Below are 18,546 nucleotides of genomic sequence, written 5' to 3' on the forward strand. Positions count from 1 at the left end.
GGGCTTCGCCCGCACGTGTAACAGTCTCGTAAGGTGGTGGGGGGAATCATCAGCGCGCTTCAACCATTGAAGAGGACATGAAAACTTTTGTGCTTGGCGGAGGCTGCTTCTGGTGCCTTGACGCCGTCTACCAAAAAACCAAAGGTGTCACATCGGTCATTTCGGGCTACACCGGCGGCCATGACCGCCATCCGGACTATTACTCGGTCTGCTCAGGCACCACGGGCCATGCCGAAGTGGTGGCCGTGAGCTTCGATGAGGACGTTATCCCCGCCGAGATCATCCTGGACATGTTCTTCGCCCTCCACGATCCCACAACGCTCAACCGGCAGGGATACGACGTCGGCACCCAGTACCGCTCGTCCATGTTCTACGAGACCACCGAGGAAAAGATCCTCTTCGAAGAGGCCATCGAACGGAACCAGGAACTGTGGGCACACCCGATCGTCACCGAGGTCAGCCGGCTGCCCGTGTTCCACGTGGCGGAGGATTTCCACCAGGACTACTACGCCAAGCATCCGGAACAGGGCTATTGCCAGGTGATCATCAACCCGAAACTGGCCAAGGCGCGGAAATATTACTCTGCATGGCTTAATGCTTAGCAGCGTTCCGGCACCCCTCGTTAGGCTGACCTCAGTATTCGCTGTTCAGAGAACTCTTCAGAGATAGGCACAAATACATGGCACGGATCTACGACGACGTCACCCAGCTTGTCGGCGGCACTCCGCTGGTCAGGCTCAACCGCCTGACCGAGGGCCTGGACGCCCAGGTGGCCGTCAAGCTTGAGTTCTACAACCCGGCCAACAGCGTCAAGGACCGCATCGGCGTCGCCATTGTTGATGCCGCGGAGAAGTCCGGCGCCCTCAAGCCCGGCGGAACCATCGTCGAAGGAACCTCCGGCAACACGGGCATCGCCCTGGCCATGGTGGGTGCCGCCCGCGGCTACAAGGTCATCCTGACCATGCCCGAGACCATGTCCACGGAACGCCGTGTCATGCTGCGTGCCTTCGGCGCGGAGATCGTGCTGACCCCGGGCTCCGAAGGCATGCGTGGCGCCGTGGAGAAGGCCCAGGAAATTGTGGCCAACACGGAGAATTCCATCTGGGCCCAGCAGTTCGCCAACGAAGCCAACCCGGAAATCCACCGGACCACCACTGCCGAGGAAATCTGGACCGACACCGACGGCAAGGTGGACATCTTCGTCGCCGGCATCGGCACCGGCGGCACCGTGACCGGCGTCGGCCAGGTCCTGAAGGAACGCAACCCGAACGTCCAGATTGTCGCCATCGAACCGAAGGATTCCGCAATCCTTAACGGCGGCGCTCCGGGCCCGCACAAGATCCAGGGCATCGGCGCCAACTTCATTCCCGAAATCCTGGACACCAACGTCTACGACGAAGTCCTCGACGCCACCCTGGAGGACTCGGTCCGCGTGGCCCGTGACCTCGGAATCAAGGAAGGCATCCTGGGCGGCATCTCCTCCGGCGCGATCGTCTGGGGAGCCCTCGAGCTCGCAAAGCGTCCGGAGAACGCCGGCAAGCTGATCGTCGCGGTTGTCTGCGACTTCGGTGAGCGTTACATCTCCACCGTGCTCTATGACGACATCCGAGGCTAAGTCTTAGCCCGCCATTCACTGTTTCCTGTAGAAAGGTCTTTGTGAGCTTTTTCGCAAGACTTAAGGAAGACCTCGACGCCGCCCGGTCGCATGACCCGGCGGCTCGAGGTTCTTTTGAGAACTTCTTTGCCTACTCCGGCCTCCACGCCATCTGGGCGCACCGCCTCACGCATAAGCTCTGGCAGAATCCCTCGCTCCGCTTCCCGGCCCGCCTGATTTCGCAGCTGGCCCGGTTCCTGACCGGAATCGAGATCCACCCGGGCGCAACCATCGGCAAACGCTTCTTCATCGATCACGGCATGGGCGTGGTCATCGGTGAGACGGCGGAAATCGGTGAGGACGTGATGATCTACCACGGCGTAACCCTCGGTGGACGGTCCCTGGCCAAGGTCAAGCGGCACCCCACCATCGGAGACAGGGTAACCATCGGCGCCGGTGCCAAGGTCCTGGGTCCCATCACCATCGGACGCGACAGCGCCGTGGGGGCCAACGCCGTCGTGGTCAAGGACGCCCCGCCGGAATCCATCATCACCGGAATCCCGGGAACGTGGCGCCACCGCGATGCCCAGCGCGAAACCAAGCCTGCAGTGGACCCGGCCGAGTACTACATCGAGTATCGTATCTAGCGGCCCACCCGCTGGTAGACGGCCCAGAAAACCGCATCGAACACACGGTCCGGCAGCAGCCGGCGCAGTGTCACGATGGCGCGGGCGCCCTTGCCGACGGGATAACGCGTCTTCGGCCGGGCGGCCATGGCGGCGTGGACGATGGCATCCGCGACGACTTCCGGATGCGTCGACCTGTCGCTACCTGCCGTGGAGGCCAGCGCCGCCGCGACAATTTTCGCTTGGTCCCGGTAGGGTCCATGCCCGGACGTTGCCAGCAGGCTCTCGCCGGAAATGCCGCCCCATTCCGTCTGGGTGCCTGCCGGTTCGATGATTGACACCTTGATGCCGTGGGGCTTGAGTTCCAGGCGCAGGGAGTCGCTGAGCCCCTCAACTGCGAACTTCGTGGCGTGGTACCACGAGCCGAGGGGCTCGTACATCTTGCCGCCAATGGAGGACACGTTGATGATCCTCCCCTGCGCCGCTGCACGCATGGCGGGAAGTACCAGCTGGGTCATGCGTGCCAGGCCGAAGACATTGACGTCGAACTGCCGCCGTCCTTCCGCCGGTTCCACCTCTTCCAGGGACCCGTAAGATCCGTAGCCGGCGTTGTTGACGAGGACATCGATCCTGCCGTGAGCTTCGAGGATCGTAGCCACGGCAGCTGCCATTGATGCCTCATCCGTGACATCCAGCTCCAGCACCTCCACGCCGGATGCTTTCAGCGGTTCCATCTTCGCGACCCGTCGGGCCCCGGCATACACAGTGAACCCGTGCTCGCTGAGCTTTCTGGCGGCCTCGAACCCGATGCCGGCGGATGCACCGGTGACTAACGCGACTGGCTGGGACATGTGCAGCACTCCTTGCTAACGGCAGGCATCGGAAACTCGGCCTGTTAACGCCAACGGCCGGCGCTTCCCAGAGTATCCGGGAAGCACCGGCCGTTGATGTCACCGTTGGTGTGAGCCGTGCGGCGTGGAAGCTAGTGGGTGTCTACTGCCTCGATTTCGGACTTGTCCTCGCCCCACAGGGTGTGGAAGGTGCCTTCGGCGTCAACGCGGCCGTAGGTGTGGGCACCGAAGAGGTCGCGCTGGCCCTGGATCAGGGCGGCAGCCACGCGCTTGCGGCGCAGGCCGTCGTAGTAGGCCAGCGAGGAGGAGAACACCGGCACCGGGATGCCGAGCTGAACAGCGGTCGCAACAACGCGGCGCCAGGCCGGAAGTGCGTCAGCGATGGCCTTGGTGAAGGCCGGTGCGAAGAGCAGGTTGGCCGGCTTCTCTTCAGCGGCGTAGGCCTTGGTGATGTCCTTGAGGAGTTCTGCACGGATGATGCAGCCTGCGCGCCACAGCGAGGCAATCTCGTCCAGCTTGAGGTCCCAGCCGTATTCCTTGGCGGAGGACGTCAGCATGTCCATGCCCTGGGCGTAGGAAACCAGCTTGGAGGCGTACAGGGCCTGGCGGACGTCCTCGACAAAAGTCTCGGGGACCTCCACGGCAGCTTCCCCGCCGGCCAGCAGCTCCTGGCCCAGCTTGCGCTGCTCGGCCTGGGAGGACAGTCCACGGGCGAAAACGGACTCCGCGATGCCGGAAACCGGCGAGCCGAGCTCGAGCGCCGAGATGACCGTCCAGCGTCCGGTGCCCTTCTGGCCTGCGGCGTCAACCACAACGTCCACAAACGGTTTGCCGGTCTTGGCGTCGACGTGGCCCAGGACCTCGGCGGAGATTTCGATCAGGAACGAGGACAGCTCGCCCTTGTTCCATTCGGTGAAGATCTTGGACTGCTCTGCGGGCTCGATGCCGGCACCCGAACGGAGGAGGTCGAACGCTTCACCGATGACCTGCATGTCGGCGTATTCGATGCCGTTGTGGACCATCTTGACGAAGTGACCGGCGCCGTCGGTGCCAACCCAGGCGCAGCAGGGCTCGCCGTCGACCTTTGCGGCGATCTTTTCGAGCAGCGGGCCCAGAGCGTCGTAGGACTCCTTGGAGCCGCCGGGCATGATGGACGGGCCGTTGAGCGCGCCTTCTTCGCCGCCGGAAACACCGACGCCCACGAAGTGGAGGTCCTTCTTGGCCAGGGCGGCTTCGCGGCGGCGGGTGTCCTCGTAGTGCGAGTTGCCGGCGTCGATGATGATGTCGCCTGCCTCCAGCAGGGGCTCCAGCTGCTCGATCACGGAGTCAACCGGCTTGCCGGCCTTGACCATGATGAGTACGCGGCGGGGCTTTTCCAGGGAATTGACAAGCTCCTGGAGGGTTTCGGTACGCACGAAGTCGCCGTCGTGTCCGTGCTTTTCCAGCAGCGCGTCAGTCTTCTCAACAGACCTGTTGTGCAGGGCAACGGTGAAGCCGTTACGGGCCAGGTTGCGGGCGAGGTTGGCCCCCATCACCGCAAGGCCGGTGACACCGATGTGTGCTGACATCAAAACTCCAATTCATTTCTGTGCAACGTGTGCATTCTGTTCCGCACTTCCTGCGGAACACGCTTTAAGAACCAGTGGCTGTCAATAAACCATATGTATTTCCGCGGACAACGGGAAAGTAGCGCCCACGTTTTGGAAGGCGGCGCGTCATAAAACAGTCTATGATGCCGCCAAGGTCCACCCGACGCGGAGGCCGCCCGGACGCCGGAACGGATTGGACCGCACCGGACGGACGCTCCGGCCCGATTATGCTTACCACTATGTCAACCAGCCTCCATCACCGCGCCATCGAACACCTGGGAACCCGTATCGTGAGCGGCGCCCTGCCCACTGGCCATGTGATGCTGGCTGAGCAGCTCGAGGAAGAGCTGAAGGTATCCCGCTCCGTGGTGCGCGAGGCGGTCCGCGTCCTGCAGTCCCTTGGCCTCGTGGAGACCATCAAGCGGGTGGGAATCCGGGTGCTTCCGGCCAACCGCTGGAATCCGTTCGATCCGCTTGTTATCCGGTGGCGCCTGGCCGGCGAAGGCCGCGGCGCCCAGCTCAGGTCCCTCGCGGAGCTGCGCTCCGCCGTCGAACCCGTCGCGGCCGAACTGGCTGCCGCCAACGCGCCACAGGACCTCCGGAAGGAGCTGCTGGACGTGTCGCTCGCCATGCGCGACGCCGGCCACGCCGGCAACGTGCCGGAGTTCCTGCAGCTGGACATCCACTTCCATTCCCTGCTCCTCACCGGTTCCGGCAATGAAATGTTCGCCAACCTCGTGGGTCAGGTGGCCGAAACCCTGACCGGCCGGACTGTCCACGGCCTCATGCCGGACCACCCGCGCGAGACCGCACTGCAGTGGCATGTGGACGTGGCGGAGGCCATTGTCGCAGGCGATACGGCCGGTGCCCGGGAGGCCTCCAGCCGGATCATGCGCGAGACGATTACCGAAATGGAGGCCAGCTGGCGGGACCAGCCCAGGGTCTTCGTTCCACTGCCGCAGGCCTGACCCGCCAGGCTGCCGTACGCCGGCCAACGGCCGGCCGGCGAGGGTGGTTGCGGGCAGTGTCCCTACTGCCCCGGCCCCGGTTCCGGGCGGAAGTCCAAAAGGACTTTGCCGGATTCGGCTGAGTTCCGGGCCACGTCGAAGGCTTCGAGTCCGCGGTGCAGGGGGAAGTCGTGGGTGATGACGGGGTCCACGAACAGTGTGCCGTCGGCCAGGGCTGCCAGGACCTGGTCGATTTCGGTGTTGAAGCGGAAGGAGCCCAGCAGTTCCAGTTCCCGGGTGATGGCCAGGGAGATCAGCACAGGCTGCGGGCCGGAGGGCAGCAGCCCGACCATCACCACTTTCCCTCCGCGGACGGCGCCTTTGATCGCGGAGGCCAGGCCGTGGTGGCTGCCGGAGGATTCGATGACCACGTCCGCCTCGACCGCGGCGATGGCCTCGGCATCATCGCCTGTGAGGACCTCGTCGGCGCCGACGGCCCGGGCGATTTCCAGCGGCCGGGGGTGCATGTCCACGGCCACGATCCGGGCCGCGCCGGCGCGTTTGAGCACGGCCACGGCCAGGGCGCCGATGGGTCCGGACCCGATCACCAGGGCCGTTTTCCCTTTGACGTTCCCGGCGCGGGCCACCGCATGCCAGGCCACCGCTGCCGGCTCGGCCAGGGCCGCTCTCCGCAGGGACAGGCCCGCCGGCAGGGCACGGAGCATCCGGGCCGGCAGGGTCGCGTACCGGCTGAACGCGCCGTCGGTGTGCGGGAACCGGGCGGCGCTGCCCAGGTACGTGCAGCCCGGGGAGAGGTTGGGCCGGTCCTCCGGGTACCGGGCAGCGCCGGGGCCGGGGGTGGCCGGATGCACCGCGACCGGGGTCCCGGCGACCGGTCCGGTGCCGTCCGCCGCGGCCTGCAGCACGGTGCCGACGATTTCGTGGCCCAGGACCAGCGGAGCCTTCAGGACCGATTCACCGGCGGCCCCGTGCAGCCAGTAATGCAGGTCAGAGCCGCAGATCCCGCCGAACGCGATTTCCACCACCGCCTCACCGGGAGCCGGGGCCTTCACCGGCACGTCCTCGATCCGGAGGTCCCCGGCGGCGTGGGCCACCACCGCGGCCGAGGTCATAGGGAGTTCCTGGATGCCGGGCATCAGACCACCACCGTCATGCCGCCATCGATGAAAATGGTCTGGCCGTTCACGAAGTCGGACCCGTCCGAGGCCAGCCACACCGCCGGGCCGGCCAGGTCCTGCACCGTGCCCCACCGGTGGGCCGGGGTCCGGCCCAGGATCCAGGCATTGAACTGTTCATCATCGACCAGGTTCTGCGTCATTTCGGTGTGGATGTAGCCCGGGGCGATGCCGTTGATCTGCAGCCCGGACCCGGCCCATTCCGCGGTCATCGCCCGGGTCAGGTTCCGCAGCCCGCCCTTGGCCGCAATATACGGAGCGATGGTGGGCCGGGCCAGGTCGGTCTGCACCGAACAGATGTTGATGATCTTCCCGTGCCCGCGCGGGATCATGTGCCGGGCCGCTTCCCGCCCCACCAGGAACGCGCTGGTCAGGTCCGTGGAGATCACCCGCTCCCAATCGGCGACGTCCAGATCCAGCATCGGCACGCGGTGCTGGATGCCGGCGTTGTTCACCAGGATCTCCAGCGGCCCGACGTTTTCTTCCACCCACGCCACGCCCCGGGCGGCCTCGGTGTCCTTCGTGACATCGAACGCGCAGCTGTGCACCCGCCCCGGCGGGTAATCCCCCGCCATCACAGCTTCAGCGGCCTTCAGCCGTTCGGGATTAATCCCGTTCAGCACCACCGTCGCGCCCGCATCCGCCAGCGCCCGCGCCAGCGCATTACCGATCCCCCGGCTCGAACCCGTCACCAGGGCAACCCGCCCCGTCAGGTCAAAAAGTGCACTCATTGTTTCCTGTTCCTCAATTGGTCTTGACTGCTGGACGGGGCTGCGGTTGCGACTGTGCCGTTGCTGAGATTCGAGATGGTTTGCCGGACTGCAGCGAGATCGAGGTCCCCCAGCCCCTGCCGCTTCAGTTCCGCATAAAGTTCGACGCCCGCCGTCGCCATGGGTACGGAGGCATCTACCGCCTCGGCGCTTTCCAGGACGAAGGAAAGATCCTTGTGCATAAACTTTGCCGGCCCGGTGGGCGCGTAGTCCTTGGCGGCGAGGCGCGGCCCAACGAATTCCAGCACACGACTGCCCGCCAACCCGCCGGACAGCACCTCATACAGCGCACCGACATCCATCCCGGAGCGTTCGGCGAGTTCCGCTGCTTCCGCCAGCGCCGCCGTCGTGGTTCCCACGATCAGCTGGTTGCACGCCTTGGCCAACGAGCCCGACCCCAGGGGACCCAATAGCCGCACCGTGCCGCCCATGGCGTTGAACAGCGGAAGGAGGCGCTGAAATTCGTCTGCCTCCGCCCCAACCATGATGGCCAGGCTTCCGACGCTGGCGCCGTCGGTGCCGCCGCTGACCGGTGCATCAACGACGACGGCGTTGCCATGGCTCGCGTCGGATACCCGTGCCCCGAAGTCCCGCACGGCTGCCGGGGACACGCTGCTCATCACCACGACGGCGGTACCCGGGCGGGGAGGGCTTTCGGACCAGCTTGCCAGGAGCCCGGCCGCCGCTTCCTCTATGTAGGACAGATCCGGGAGCATGAAAACAATGGCCGGTTCGTCGCGCAGGGCGTCAACGCCGGTAGCGCGCTCACCGCCGCGGGCAACAAAATCGTCCAGGGCGGGAGCTGACCTGTTCCAGCCGGTGATGGACCAGCCGACCTTGAGCAGGTTGGCCGCCATGTGGCCGCCCATCAGCCCCAGCCCGACGAAACCGGCCCTCTTTTCACGCAAATAGTCGTTCAAATCGTGGTCTGTCCGGACATCCATCGACAGGGGCACCTCACTTCATCGTGGTTAATGGAGGGGAATCTGTTCAATATCCTAGCCTCCATTCAGTATGATGAACACTATGACGACTAAAACCACTGTCGCAATCGCCGTCCCGCTCGAAGCTGAGCTGGTTGAGCGTATCCGCGCCGTAGATCCCGCCGTGTCCGTCCTCTATGAGCCCGACCTTCTCCCGCCCGAACGGTTCCCCGCCGATCACGCCGGCGATCCGGACTTCAGGCGCAGCCCGGAACAGGAGGACCGCTACTGGGACATGCTGAACAAGGCCGACGTTCTGTATGGCTTCCCCAACGAGAATCCTGCCGGGCTTGCCCGCATCGCCGGAAGCAATCCCCGACTCCAGTGGATCCACGCAATGGCGGCAGGCGCCGGCGGAGCGGTCAAGGCCTCGGGCCTGGACCAGGAAACGCTGCAGAAATTCAAAGTCACCACCTCGGCCGGAGTGCACGCGCTGCCGCTGGCGGAGTTCGCCGCCCTTGGTATCCTCAACGGCTTCAAGCGCAGCGCCGAGCTCGCCGTGGACCAGGCCGCCAAGGTCTGGCCGGAACTGCGCACTCCGACGCGCCTGGTGAACGGCTCCACCCTGGTGGTAACCGGCCTCGGCGAGATCGGACTCGAAACAGCCCGCATCGCCCGGGCGCTCGGTATGAAGGTGAGCGGCACCAAACGGAACGTTGAGCCGATCGAGGGCATCGAAGAGGTTGCCGGCAACGACGGCCTGGCCGGACTGCTCGCCTCTGCGGACGCCGTCGTGAACACCTTGCCCGGCACGCCATACACGGAGAAGCTGTTCAACCGCGAGGTGTTCGCGGCCATGAAGCCGGGAACGGTTTTCGTCAATGTGGGCCGTGGCACCGTGGTGGACGAGGACGCCCTGCTGGAGGCGCTCAACAACGGCCAAGTGGGTTATGCCTGCCTCGACGTGTTCGCCGTCGAACCCCTGCCGCATGACAGCCCGCTCTGGAACCACCCCAAGGTCATGGTGTCGCCGCACACCTCGGCCCTGAGCGCGGCGGAGAACCGGCTGATCGCCGAACGCTTCAGCAGCAACCTGCGCACGTTCCTCGACGGCGGGGAACTCCCCCACCTCGTGGACACAGTGCATTTCTACTAAACCCGACTAATCCGGAGTCCGCGGGACCTCGCGGCACACCTTCGGTAAAAGGGCGGCCTCTCCAAAAACGGAGGGGCCGCCCTTTTCGTGGGTCCGGGGACTAGTGCCGCCTTGCTCTCGCAACGTCGGCGGCACTCTCTGCCTGCCCGCGGGCCGCCAGTCCTGCCACCACACCATCGATGTCTGCGTCCGGCCGGTTCTGGCTGAGCTTGGTCTTCGCCTCGATCCTGGTGATCACCAGTTCCAGCCCCACGATGGCGCGCAACTGCCCTGAGATGTAGCGTTCCGGCGCATCGTCCACGCTCCACGAGTGACCGAGTCCTGCTTCGTTGGCATCGGTCAGCCGCCTGACCTGACTGGCCAGCCAGACCGGGTCGTCGTGGATCACCAGGTTGCCGTATACATGCGCCGTGGAGTAGTTCCAGGTGGGCACAACGCGCCCGTGTTCGGCCTTCGAGGCGTACCAGGACGGCGAGACGTAGGCATCCGCGCCCTGAATGATGGCAAGTGCTTCTCCGATCACCGGCTCGGACCACTGCGCATTGTTGCGGGCAACGTGGGTATGCAGGGCACCGTGTTCGCCAATCGACGGATCGAAAACGAACGGCAGGAGCGTGGCGAGCAGCCCCTGCGGGGACATGGTGACCAGATTGGCCGCGGCCGGGCGGGCGAGGAGGTCGCTGATCGCGTCGGGTCCGGCGGCGAAGTGGGCTGGTGTGTACATAGTGCTAATCCTTTATGGGCTGGAGAATTTTGTGGCGGGAATGGCCTCCGGTTTGGCGACCGGAGCAGCAGCGGGAGGTGCGGCGGCCGGGGCGGCCGGCTTGAACCGGACCCGCACGGCGGTGCCGGCGCAGGCGATGACGGCGAGGGCGCCGATGACCGTGCTCCAGGTCAGGGACTCGCCCAGCAGGAGGCCTGCCCAGCAGATGCTCAGCACCGGCTGGACCAGCTGGATCTGGCTGACCTGGGCCATGGGGCCGATGGCCAGGCCCCGATACCAGGCGAAGAAGCCCAGGAACATGCTCACCACACCGAGGTAGGCGAACGCCGCCCACTGGACGGGAGTGGCTGACGGCGACTGCTGGGCCATGGAGAGCGTCGTCAGAAGCACCATCAGCGGCGCTGCCAGCACCAATGCCCAGGACACGGTCTGCCAGGGGCCGAGCTCGCGGGCCAGCAGGCCGCCCTCCGCGTAGCCGACGGCGGCTGCCACCACCGCACCAACGAGCAGCAGGTCCGCAAAGTGCAGCTGACCGAATCCCCCGGCTTGCATGGAGGCGAAGACGATGGCAGCCAGCGCGCCCGCACCGGTGATAAGCCAGAACGCCCGGGGTGGACGCTCGCGTCCCCTCAGGACAGCGGCTGTCGCCGTCGCGGCCGGGAGCAGGGCGATCACCACCGCACCGTGGCTGGCCCGGGTCGTGGTGAGCGCAAAGGACGTCAGCAACGGAAATCCAATCACGACGCCGGCGGCCACCACCGCAAGCCGGGCCCACTGCACGCCGCGAGGAAAGCGCTGGCGGGTGAGTGCAAGGGCAAAGCCAGCGAGGACCGCGGCCACGACGGCCCGGCCGGACCCGATGAACAGCGGCGGGAGCCCCGCGACGGCGACCTTGGTGAAGGGAACCGTGAAGGAGAAGGCCGCTACTCCGAGAAGCCCGAACCACAGCCCGGACTGACCACGGGCCAGTACCACTGGGCGAATCTGGATAGTAGCGCTACTATTGTCTCTCATGAACAACGATAGCAGTTCCCGTATCGCGACGCGACTGCGGCAATGGATCGCTCAGGCCGCACCCGGATCAAGGCTGCCGTCCACACGGTCCTTGGTGGCCGAGTACCAGGCCAGTCCGGTGACCGTGCAAAAGGCACTGCAGGCCCTCACTGCGCAGGGGCTGATCGAGAGCCGGCCCGGCGTCGGGACCTTCGTCCGCGCCGTCCGGACTGCGCGCCCCTCGGACTACGGCTGGCAGACGGCGGCCCTGCGGTCGCCATTGACACCGCTTCCGTCGGCCTCCAGCACCATGCGCGACGTCGCGAACAACGCCATCGCCTTCCACTCGGGCTACCCGGACCGCGAACTCCTGCCCGAGCGCCTCGTCCGGGCGGCACTCACACGCGCAGCCCGGGGCGACGCGGCGCTGTCCCGTCCGCCCGCAGCGGGCCTGCCGGAACTGCAATCGTGGTTCGCGCACGAGCTCGGCACTTCGACACCAGCCGGAACCACACCGCCGAACCCGAGTGACGTCGTCGTACTGCCGGGAAGCCAGAGCGGGCTCAGCTCCATCTTCAGCGCCCTCGCGGGCCGCGGACAGCCGCTGCTGATGGAATCACCGACCTACTGGGGCGCCATCCTGGCGGCCGCGCAGGCCGGGGTCCGCGTTGTCCCGGTGCCCAGCGGACCGGACGGCCCGGACATTGCGGAACTGGCCCGGGCCTTTGACGAAACGGGTGCGCGACTGTTCTATGCCCAACCGAATTACGCGAACCCCACCGGTGCGCAGTGGGCCGCAGGGCGGGGGGAAGAGGTGCTGGATGTGGTGCGCGCGAAGGGTGCGTTCCTGGTGGAGGACGACTGGGCGCACGACTTCGGCATCACCACGAGCCCCGTGCCCGTCGCCTCCCGGGACGATTCCGGCCACGTGGTGTACCTTCGGTCCCTGACCAAGAGCGTGTCCCCGGCCATCCGCATCGCCGCCGTCATCGCACGCGGCCCGGCACGTGAGCGCATCCTCGCGGACCGGGCAGCCGAGTCGATGTATGTCAGTGGCCTGCTCCAGGCCGCAGCGCTCGACGTCGTGACGCAGCCCGGGTGGCAGACGCACCTGCGCAGCCTCCGCCACCAGCTCCAGTCGCGCCGCGACCTCCTGGTCACCAGCATGCGCGAGCACGCTCCGCAGGCGCACATCGAGCAGGTCCCTAAGGGGGGCCTGAACCTCTGGGCGCGTCTTCCCGACGGCACGGATCTGGAACGGCTGACCCGCGACTGCGAAAGCGCCGGGGTCATCATCGCCGCCGGGCGGGAGTGGTTCCCGGCAGAACCCGCGGGCGCGTTCATCCGCCTCAACTACTCGGGGTCCAACCCGGGCGCCTTCCCGGAAGGCGCCCGGATCATCGGCCAGGCACTGGAACGCAACACTTAGGAACCGGGCAGGGACTGGCTGGCAGGGCGGACCGGCCGCATCGGACGGCAGGGGCGGGCGGGTCCCAGCGCAGCAAAGGCTGCGGCCCCCTCTGCAGAGGGAGCCACAGCCTTGCTGCCGAGTGCAGTCCGGGTGTTGCAGGCGGCGCTAGCTTGCGTCCTCCGTGAGGAGGAGGTCCCGGCCCACAGTCTCCGGAGTGAAGAACGTTGTGGCAAACGAGATGAGCGCCAAAACCAGCGAGTAGATGGCCAGCACCAGCCAGGAGTGATCTGTTGCCGCCAGGAGCGACGCGCCCACCAGCGGAACAAGTCCGCCGGCCATGACGGCGGAGAGTTCACGGCTCATGGCAACACCGGTGAAGCGGTACTGGGAACCGAAGAGCTCCGGCAGGAGCGGGCACTGCGGGCCAAGCATGGACTGGACGCCGATCGCGATGCCAACCACCATGACCACCCAGACAAGGGTTACGTTGCCCAGCGTCACCAGGTAGAACGCGGGGAGTGCGATGAGGGCCTGGAACAGTGCACCGTAACGGTACACCGGCACCCGTCCGAACCGGTCCGAAAGCGCCCCGAAGGTGACCACCATGACGGCGGCGAAGCCGGCGGCAATGAGCAGGCCTACGGGACCGATGAACTTGTCGCCGGGGAAGACACCGTCCTTCGCTGCCAGGAAGGCAATCAGGAGGGCTGAGTAGATCGAGGAGTTGCCGTTCTCACCCATGCGCAGGCCGATGCCAATCAGCACGTTCTTCTTGGAGTGCTTCCACAGCTGGCCGATGGGGTTCTTGACCACATTCTTGTGCTTCTCCAGCTCCTGGAAGACCGGCGTTTCCTTGAGGCGGAGCCGGATGAAGATGGCCACCGCGATCAGGAGGATGCTGGCCAGGAACGGCACACGCCACAGCCAGCCCTCGAGGACGGCCTTGTCAGCCATGGCAATCAGGGCAAAGGTGCCGGCGCCGAGGAGCGTGCCCAGCTGGATGCCGACAAACGGCAGGGAAGCGAAGAATCCACGACGGCGGCGCGGCGCGACTTCCGAAATCAAGGTGGTGGCACCTGCCTGCTCAGCACCGGCGCCGAGGCCCTGGAGGATGCGCAGCGTGACGAGGAGGACCGCGCCCAGCATTCCCGCCTGCTCGAACGTCGGCAGCAGGCCGATCGCGAAGCTCGCCGTGCCCATCAGGCCGATCGTAAGGATCAGGACCATTTTGCGTCCGAACCTATCACCGATATAGCCGAAAATGACTCCGCCGAACGGGCGGGCGGCGAACCCCACGCCATAGGTGGCGAACGATGCGATCAGCGCGCCGTCCTCGCCGAGCGGCTTGAAAAAGAGCGGGCCGAAAATGAGGGCCGAGGCCAGGCCGTAAATGTAGAAGTCGTAGTACTCCAGAGCGGAGCCTACGGAGCTGGCAAGAGTTGCCCTCCGCAGTTGTTCCGGTTCGACGACGGCGTCGTCCACATCGGCAAGCGGTGAATTAGTACGAGTTGTCACTAGCACTCCCTTAAGAACACTCCAGACCCCCGTTGGTCTGGTGGGATAGCGGCCACCCCTGCGGCGTGGATCACTATATTGAACAGAGTACAGCACGCTGAACCAATCGCCAATGAAGAAATACGATTTATTTTCGCGCGAACCAGTGCCACCCCGTTGTGCCCGTTCAGGAAGCGGCCCTAGCCCATGGGATTGCCCAGGGAGCGGGCCAATTCCCTCAGTTCCTTCACCATCATTGCGCCCTGCTCCGCGGAATAGGTGGCCTTCAGGGCAGTGACGGACAGCCCCAGGCTCGGGCCGTGGGCTCCCCTGGTGGGGACGGAGACCGCCAAGCAGACAACACCGGTGGTGGACTCCTCGTCCTCGAAGGCATACCCCTGCTCCCGGATGGCAGGCAGCTGCTTCTTGAAGTCGGCGCCGGTCCGAAGCGATTTCGGCGTCAGTACCGGAAGTTCCGCATCATCGGGGAACATCTCCTCGATGTCATGGTCGTGCAGCCGGGCGATCAGCGCTTTGCCAACGGCGCACAGCGACACCGGCATCTTGTCGCCAATGTTGGACGTCAGTCTGACAGCCGGGTGCCCTTCATAGCGGGCAAGGTAGATGACATTGGCGCCGTCCAGCATGGCGATGCGGACTGTTTCGCCGGACAGCGTGGGGGCCTGCTCGCAGAAGCGGTAGAACTCCTGGACCTCGTCCAGCCGGCTGAGGTAGGCGGCGCCGAGCTCCACGAGTTTGCGTCCGAGGGTGAAGTCTGCGCCCTGGCGGTTGATCAGCCGGGCCTCTTCAAGGGCCAGCAGGAGATTCGACGTTGACGATTTGGGGATGCCGAGTTCCCTCGAAAGGTCACTCAACGTGAGCCTGCCGCTCGAGGAGGCGGCCAGCGCCTCCAACACGGCGGCGGCACGCGTTACAGCCGGCGCAGGGGACGCACTGCCCAGTCCGTCAGAGGTGCGGGGAGCTCGGGAATCGGCCATGATTCTCCTTCAGGTAAAGCGCGTCCGTTAAAAGCGCCGCTTAAGTCACAGTTGTGTTCATTCAGCTGAACAGTAACCATCATAATGTGTGGCCGCCGGATCCGCCTGGTCAGCGGCTGACCGCTGCCCTCGGGTTTCGGGCCGGCAGCCCGGCAACCAGCGAAGAGCCACGGCGTGTCCTCCCGAATGTTTCACATTTCGAAAAATTCACTGTATATTCATTTCAAGCCTTCCACCGCGGCATCCCCCAATAGCCGCGGTGGAAGGCTTTTCCAATTTCCCGGGGCCTTGCCGTTTTCGGGACCCGGGGATCACGCGGCATCCGCAACCGCCTCCCGCAGCCGCCAGCCTCCTCCGAGTCCGTCGCGGATCAGTTCCATGGTGGTGAGGGCGGAGTCGGCGTTCCTGCCGAGCCGCGCCTGGACCCGCCACACCTCAATGTCCACTCTTCCGAGGCCCTTCGGCATCCTCCGTTCGGCCTCCCACCAACTGACCCGTTCAAACCAGCGGACCGGCTCCGCGCCGATGGTCCATTCCCGTCCGCCGCGGACAAGGGCGAGCGGTTGGCCGTCCGGGGCCATCCTCATCAAGACGTGTTCCATGCCCGCAACACTAGGGACGGGGTCGGACATTTTTGGTCACCGGCAGCAAACACAAAAAACCCCGCCCTTGCCGACCTTTATGGCCTGCAATGACGGGGTTTGGTGGTGGGTCCTACCGGGATCGAACCGATGACATCCACGGTGTAAACGTGGCGCTCTACCAGCTGAGCTAAAGACCCAAACCGTGATTTCGGCGCCTCAGCGCTTCAACCAACGAACAGCAACTGTACCGGATGAAACCGGCAGAACGCCAATCGGCGCCCGCCCCCGGGCTGCGGTGAGTCGCACATCACAGGTCCGGCAGTTCGCGGGCAAGCCAGGTGAGCGATTCGCTGACGCCGGCTTCCAGCTTAATGGTTGCCAAATCGTCGCCCCGGGTGGCTCCCCTGTTAATGATCACCACCGGTTTCTCCTGCCGGGCGGCGTGCCGGACGAAGCGGAGTCCGCTCATCACGGTCAGTGAGGATCCGGCAACAACAAGGGCGCCGGCATCGTCAACCATGGCGTAGGAGCGTTCGACGCGGTCCTTGGGAACATTCTCGCCAAAATACACAAAGTCCGGCTTGAGCGTCCCCCCGCACGCCGGGCAGTGCGCCACAACGAAACTGCGGATAAGGGCTGAGTCCTCCACCGTTGCGTCGGCGTCGGGTGCCATCTCCACCACACCGTCCGCCAGGGCCTGTTCGAGGAATCCGGGGTTCAGTTCTTCCAGCAACCCGGCCAGCAGCGTCCTCGTATACCGCCGCGCGCAGGCAAGGCAGGCCACGCGGTCGAAACGGCCGTGAAGGTCGACCACATTTACGCTGCCGGCGTCCTCGTGGAGCCGGTCCACATTTTGGGTAATGAGGCCGGTCAGCAGGCCGCGTTGCTCCAGCCTGGCCGCCGCCGTGTGGCCGTCGTTCGGATCGGCACGCCGCAGGTGGGACCAGCCGATGTGGTTGCGGGCCCAGTAGCGTTGCCGGTTGTCCTGGTGGCCGATGAACTCCTGATAGGTCATGGGCGCCCGTGGTGCGGCACCGGGTCCCCGGTAGTCCGGGATGCCCGAGTCTGTACTGAGGCCGGCGCCGGTGAGGAGGGCGAAGCGCCTTCCCGCCAAGGCGTCCCGGATGCCCCGAAGAACTCCAAGCTGGTCAGGTGCAGGAGCGGCGGCGCTGACCGGTGGCAGGCTGGCGAAACCAGTCATGCCTAACCCGGGGCGCCGCTCACTCATTCCGTCAGCTCCCGCCGAGCTCCGCAAGGGCGGCACGGTATCCTGCCAAGTCACGGGCTTGGCCGCGGGGATTCACCACGACGTAACGGATGATGCCGTCAGCATCGATGATGAAGGTTCCACGCTTCGCCATCCCGGTGTCGGGATCGAAGACTCCGTACAGGGATGCCGCTCCGCCGTGCGGCCAGAAGTCCGCCAGCAGGTCAAAGCCGTAGCCTTCCTGTTCGGCGTAGGCACGCAGTGTGAACTTGCTGTCAACGGAAACGGCGAGGACGGTGGCGTTAGCATCCTCGAACAGCGCAAGGTTGTCCCGGATTTCACAGAGCTCCCCGGTACATATCCCGGAAAAGGCAAACGGATAAAAAACGACGACGACGTTGCGCCCCCGAAGTTCCGACAGCCGGACGGGCTCGCCGTACTGATTGACAAGTTCAAAGTCGGGCGCAGTGTCGCCGATTTCCGGAATTACGCTGACCGCATCGGCGGTCTGTACCGGCGGTGGGGTCACTTGTTCTTCCTGGTGACCAGGCGCGTGGCGCTCCAGTCCTTGGATACACCCGGCGATGTCGTTAGGTGCAGCCCCGCTGTGGGCGCAGCTTCCTGGATCTCTGCAGGGGACACGTAACCGGGCCTCCCCGACTTTGGCGTCAGTACCCAGACCACACCGTTCTCACTCAGGGTGGTCAGTGAATCCATGAGCGTGTCCACCAGGTCCCCGTCGCCGTCGCGCCACCAGAATATGACGGCGTCGACTACGTCGTGGTCGTCTTCATCAAGGAGTTCCGAGCCCGTGAGGTCTTCAATATCGTCACGCAAGTCGAAGTCGACGTCGTCGTCGTAACCGAACTCCTGAATCAGATCCCCGTTTTTGAAACCCAATTTTTCCGCCACATTTACCGAAGTGGCGGCGTCGGCCTCGCTCACGTGTTCCTCCAATGCTTAGTCATTTTCATAAATCTAGTGATTTCCATTACTACAAGCCAACACCCTTTGTGCCTGCTCTTCAAGCTGTTGCCCCCGCGATCCCACTTATTCTGCGTCACACCAAGGGCTGGCGTCCGTCCGCACAGGCGGCTTTCCGTCACACAACCAGTATGACGTCAAATGCGACGGGGCCGTCAGGCGGCGGCTACGCATCGGATAGCTCTCACAGCTAGAGTGGCTGATGACGACTATGCCGGCGGGGCGATCGCCCTGGATTTATACGGTCATAGACGTGGTAGGACCCTGCCCGGCGCACATGACCGGGCTGTTGTAACCGATACGTCGCACACGTCGCGTTCACGCCAGGCAGCTACCCTGCCGGACCTGAGGGCGCCGATGCATGCGCGCAAAGAGAGGTTGGACGTGGCTGCAGGAGAAGATACCTCCCATATCCTCAGCGGGTTGACTAACCAGCTGCCTGATCGTGATCCGGAAGAGACCGCCGAATGGATTGAGTCCCTGGATACGCTGATCAGGG

At 65.1% G+C, this 18,546-nt stretch carries 19 protein-coding genes and 1 tRNA gene; 6 read left to right on the forward strand and 14 right to left on the reverse strand.

All coding sequences use genetic code 11. From position 1 onward, the window contains the following. Positions 1–77: 77 nt before the first annotated feature. The 3 genes from msrA (at position 78) to epsC (ending at position 2,241) form a co-directional block, all read left to right on the forward strand. Positions 78–602: a peptide-methionine (S)-S-oxide reductase MsrA gene (msrA, locus tag J2805_RS22265; protein ID WP_307047693.1), complete on the forward strand. Its 525-nt coding sequence runs from the start codon at positions 78–80 to the stop codon at positions 600–602. Between the two features lie 77 nt (positions 603–679). Continuing rightward, entirely contained in the window at positions 680–1,615 is a 936-nt protein-coding gene (cysK, locus tag J2805_RS22270) for a cysteine synthase A (protein WP_309980203.1), read from the forward strand. Positions 1,616–1,656: 41 nt separating this feature from the next. Then, a complete protein-coding gene (gene epsC / locus J2805_RS22275) occupies positions 1,657–2,241 on the forward strand; it encodes a serine O-acetyltransferase EpsC (protein ID WP_309980207.1) in 585 nt (194 codons plus the stop codon). Here epsC and J2805_RS22280 read toward each other — a convergent pair. Both J2805_RS22280 and gndA read right to left on the reverse strand, forming a co-directional pair. Next, positions 2,238–3,071 carry an oxidoreductase gene (locus J2805_RS22280; RefSeq protein ID WP_309980208.1) on the reverse strand — a complete coding sequence of 278 codons (834 nt, stop codon included), beginning with the start codon at positions 3,069–3,071 and terminating at the stop codon, positions 2,238–2,240. The two genes, epsC and J2805_RS22280, sit on opposite strands and share 4 nt — an antisense overlap. Before the next feature lie 131 nt (positions 3,072–3,202). Further along, a complete protein-coding gene (gene gndA, locus J2805_RS22285; RefSeq protein WP_309980209.1) occupies positions 3,203–4,639 on the reverse strand; it encodes an NADP-dependent phosphogluconate dehydrogenase in 1,437 nt (478 codons plus the stop codon). Between the two features lie 260 nt (positions 4,640–4,899). On the opposite strand from gndA, the gene J2805_RS22290 reads away from it, so the two are divergent. Then, entirely contained in the window at positions 4,900–5,628 is a 729-nt protein-coding gene (locus J2805_RS22290) for a FadR/GntR family transcriptional regulator (RefSeq protein WP_309980210.1), read from the forward strand. Between the two features lie 62 nt (positions 5,629–5,690). Here J2805_RS22290 and J2805_RS22295 read toward each other — a convergent pair whose 3' ends face one another. From J2805_RS22295 to J2805_RS22305, 3 genes are read right to left on the reverse strand one after another with little or no spacing between them, the layout of a single operon-like run. Beyond that, positions 5,691–6,764: an L-idonate 5-dehydrogenase gene (locus tag J2805_RS22295; RefSeq protein WP_309980211.1), complete on the reverse strand. Its 1,074-nt coding sequence runs from the start codon at positions 6,762–6,764 to the stop codon at positions 5,691–5,693. Next, the gene (locus J2805_RS22300; protein WP_309980212.1) at positions 6,764–7,534 is read right to left on the reverse strand and encodes an SDR family oxidoreductase; all 771 of its coding nucleotides are present in this window, start codon (positions 7,532–7,534) and stop codon (positions 6,764–6,766) included. The genes J2805_RS22295 and J2805_RS22300 overlap by 1 nt, the downstream gene beginning before the upstream one ends. Continuing rightward, positions 7,531–8,517 carry an NAD(P)-dependent oxidoreductase gene (locus tag J2805_RS22305; RefSeq protein ID WP_309980213.1) on the reverse strand — a complete coding sequence of 329 codons (987 nt, stop codon included), beginning with the start codon at positions 8,515–8,517 and terminating at the stop codon, positions 7,531–7,533. Before J2805_RS22305 ends, J2805_RS22300 begins: the two co-directional genes overlap by 4 nt. 70 nt (positions 8,518–8,587) lie before the next feature. On the opposite strand from J2805_RS22305, the gene J2805_RS22310 reads away from it, so the two are divergent. Continuing rightward, a complete protein-coding gene (locus tag J2805_RS22310) occupies positions 8,588–9,652 on the forward strand; it encodes a D-2-hydroxyacid dehydrogenase (RefSeq protein WP_309980214.1) in 1,065 nt (354 codons plus the stop codon). Between the two features lie 100 nt (positions 9,653–9,752). Here the strand turns inward: J2805_RS22310 and J2805_RS22315 are convergent, their stop codons facing one another. Together J2805_RS22315 and J2805_RS22320 are read right to left on the reverse strand one after the other, a co-directional pair. Continuing rightward, complete coding sequence (locus J2805_RS22315) at positions 9,753–10,376, reverse strand: FMN-binding negative transcriptional regulator (RefSeq protein ID WP_309980215.1); 624 nt, start codon at positions 10,374–10,376, stop codon at positions 9,753–9,755. 12 nt (positions 10,377–10,388) lie between these two features. Beyond that, on the reverse strand, positions 10,389–11,390 hold the full coding sequence (locus tag J2805_RS22320) for a DMT family transporter (RefSeq protein WP_309980216.1): 1,002 nt from the start codon (positions 11,388–11,390) through the stop codon (positions 10,389–10,391). Between J2805_RS22320 and J2805_RS22325 the strand changes: the two genes are divergently transcribed. After that, positions 11,389–12,798 carry an aminotransferase-like domain-containing protein gene (locus J2805_RS22325; RefSeq protein WP_309980217.1) on the forward strand — a complete coding sequence of 470 codons (1,410 nt, stop codon included), beginning with the start codon at positions 11,389–11,391 and terminating at the stop codon, positions 12,796–12,798. The genes J2805_RS22320 and J2805_RS22325 overlap by 2 nt on opposite strands. A gap of 147 nt (positions 12,799–12,945) precedes the next feature. On the opposite strand, the gene J2805_RS22330 is transcribed toward J2805_RS22325, so the two are convergent. The 7 genes from J2805_RS22330 to J2805_RS22360 form a co-directional block, all read right to left on the reverse strand. Then, a complete protein-coding gene (locus J2805_RS22330; RefSeq protein ID WP_396134461.1) occupies positions 12,946–14,301 on the reverse strand; it encodes an MFS transporter in 1,356 nt (451 codons plus the stop codon). Positions 14,302–14,474: 173 nt separating this feature from the next. Continuing rightward, entirely contained in the window at positions 14,475–15,272 is a 798-nt protein-coding gene (locus J2805_RS22335) for an IclR family transcriptional regulator (protein ID WP_309980219.1), read from the reverse strand. Positions 15,273–15,583: 311 nt separating this feature from the next. Continuing rightward, positions 15,584–15,874, reverse strand: coding sequence for a hypothetical protein (locus J2805_RS22340; RefSeq protein WP_309980220.1), 291 nt, complete (start codon positions 15,872–15,874; stop codon positions 15,584–15,586). Between the two features lie 103 nt (positions 15,875–15,977). Further along, positions 15,978–16,053: transfer RNA gene (locus tag J2805_RS22345), tRNA-Val, on the reverse strand. Between the two features lie 110 nt (positions 16,054–16,163). Then, a complete protein-coding gene (locus tag J2805_RS22350) occupies positions 16,164–17,084 on the reverse strand; it encodes an NAD-dependent protein deacetylase (RefSeq protein ID WP_309980221.1) in 921 nt (306 codons plus the stop codon). A 4-nt stretch (positions 17,085–17,088) separates the two neighbouring features. Further along, complete coding sequence (locus J2805_RS22355; RefSeq protein ID WP_309980222.1) at positions 17,089–17,592, reverse strand: peroxiredoxin; 504 nt, start codon at positions 17,590–17,592, stop codon at positions 17,089–17,091. Further along, a complete protein-coding gene (locus tag J2805_RS22360; protein ID WP_214956791.1) occupies positions 17,589–18,008 on the reverse strand; it encodes a DUF3052 domain-containing protein in 420 nt (139 codons plus the stop codon). The genes J2805_RS22355 and J2805_RS22360 overlap by 4 nt, the downstream gene beginning before the upstream one ends. Positions 18,009–18,546: the final 538 nt, after the last annotated feature.

Source organism: Arthrobacter oryzae (assembly GCF_031454875.1).
Taxonomy (GTDB): domain Bacteria; phylum Actinomycetota; class Actinomycetes; order Actinomycetales; family Micrococcaceae; genus Arthrobacter; species Arthrobacter oryzae_D.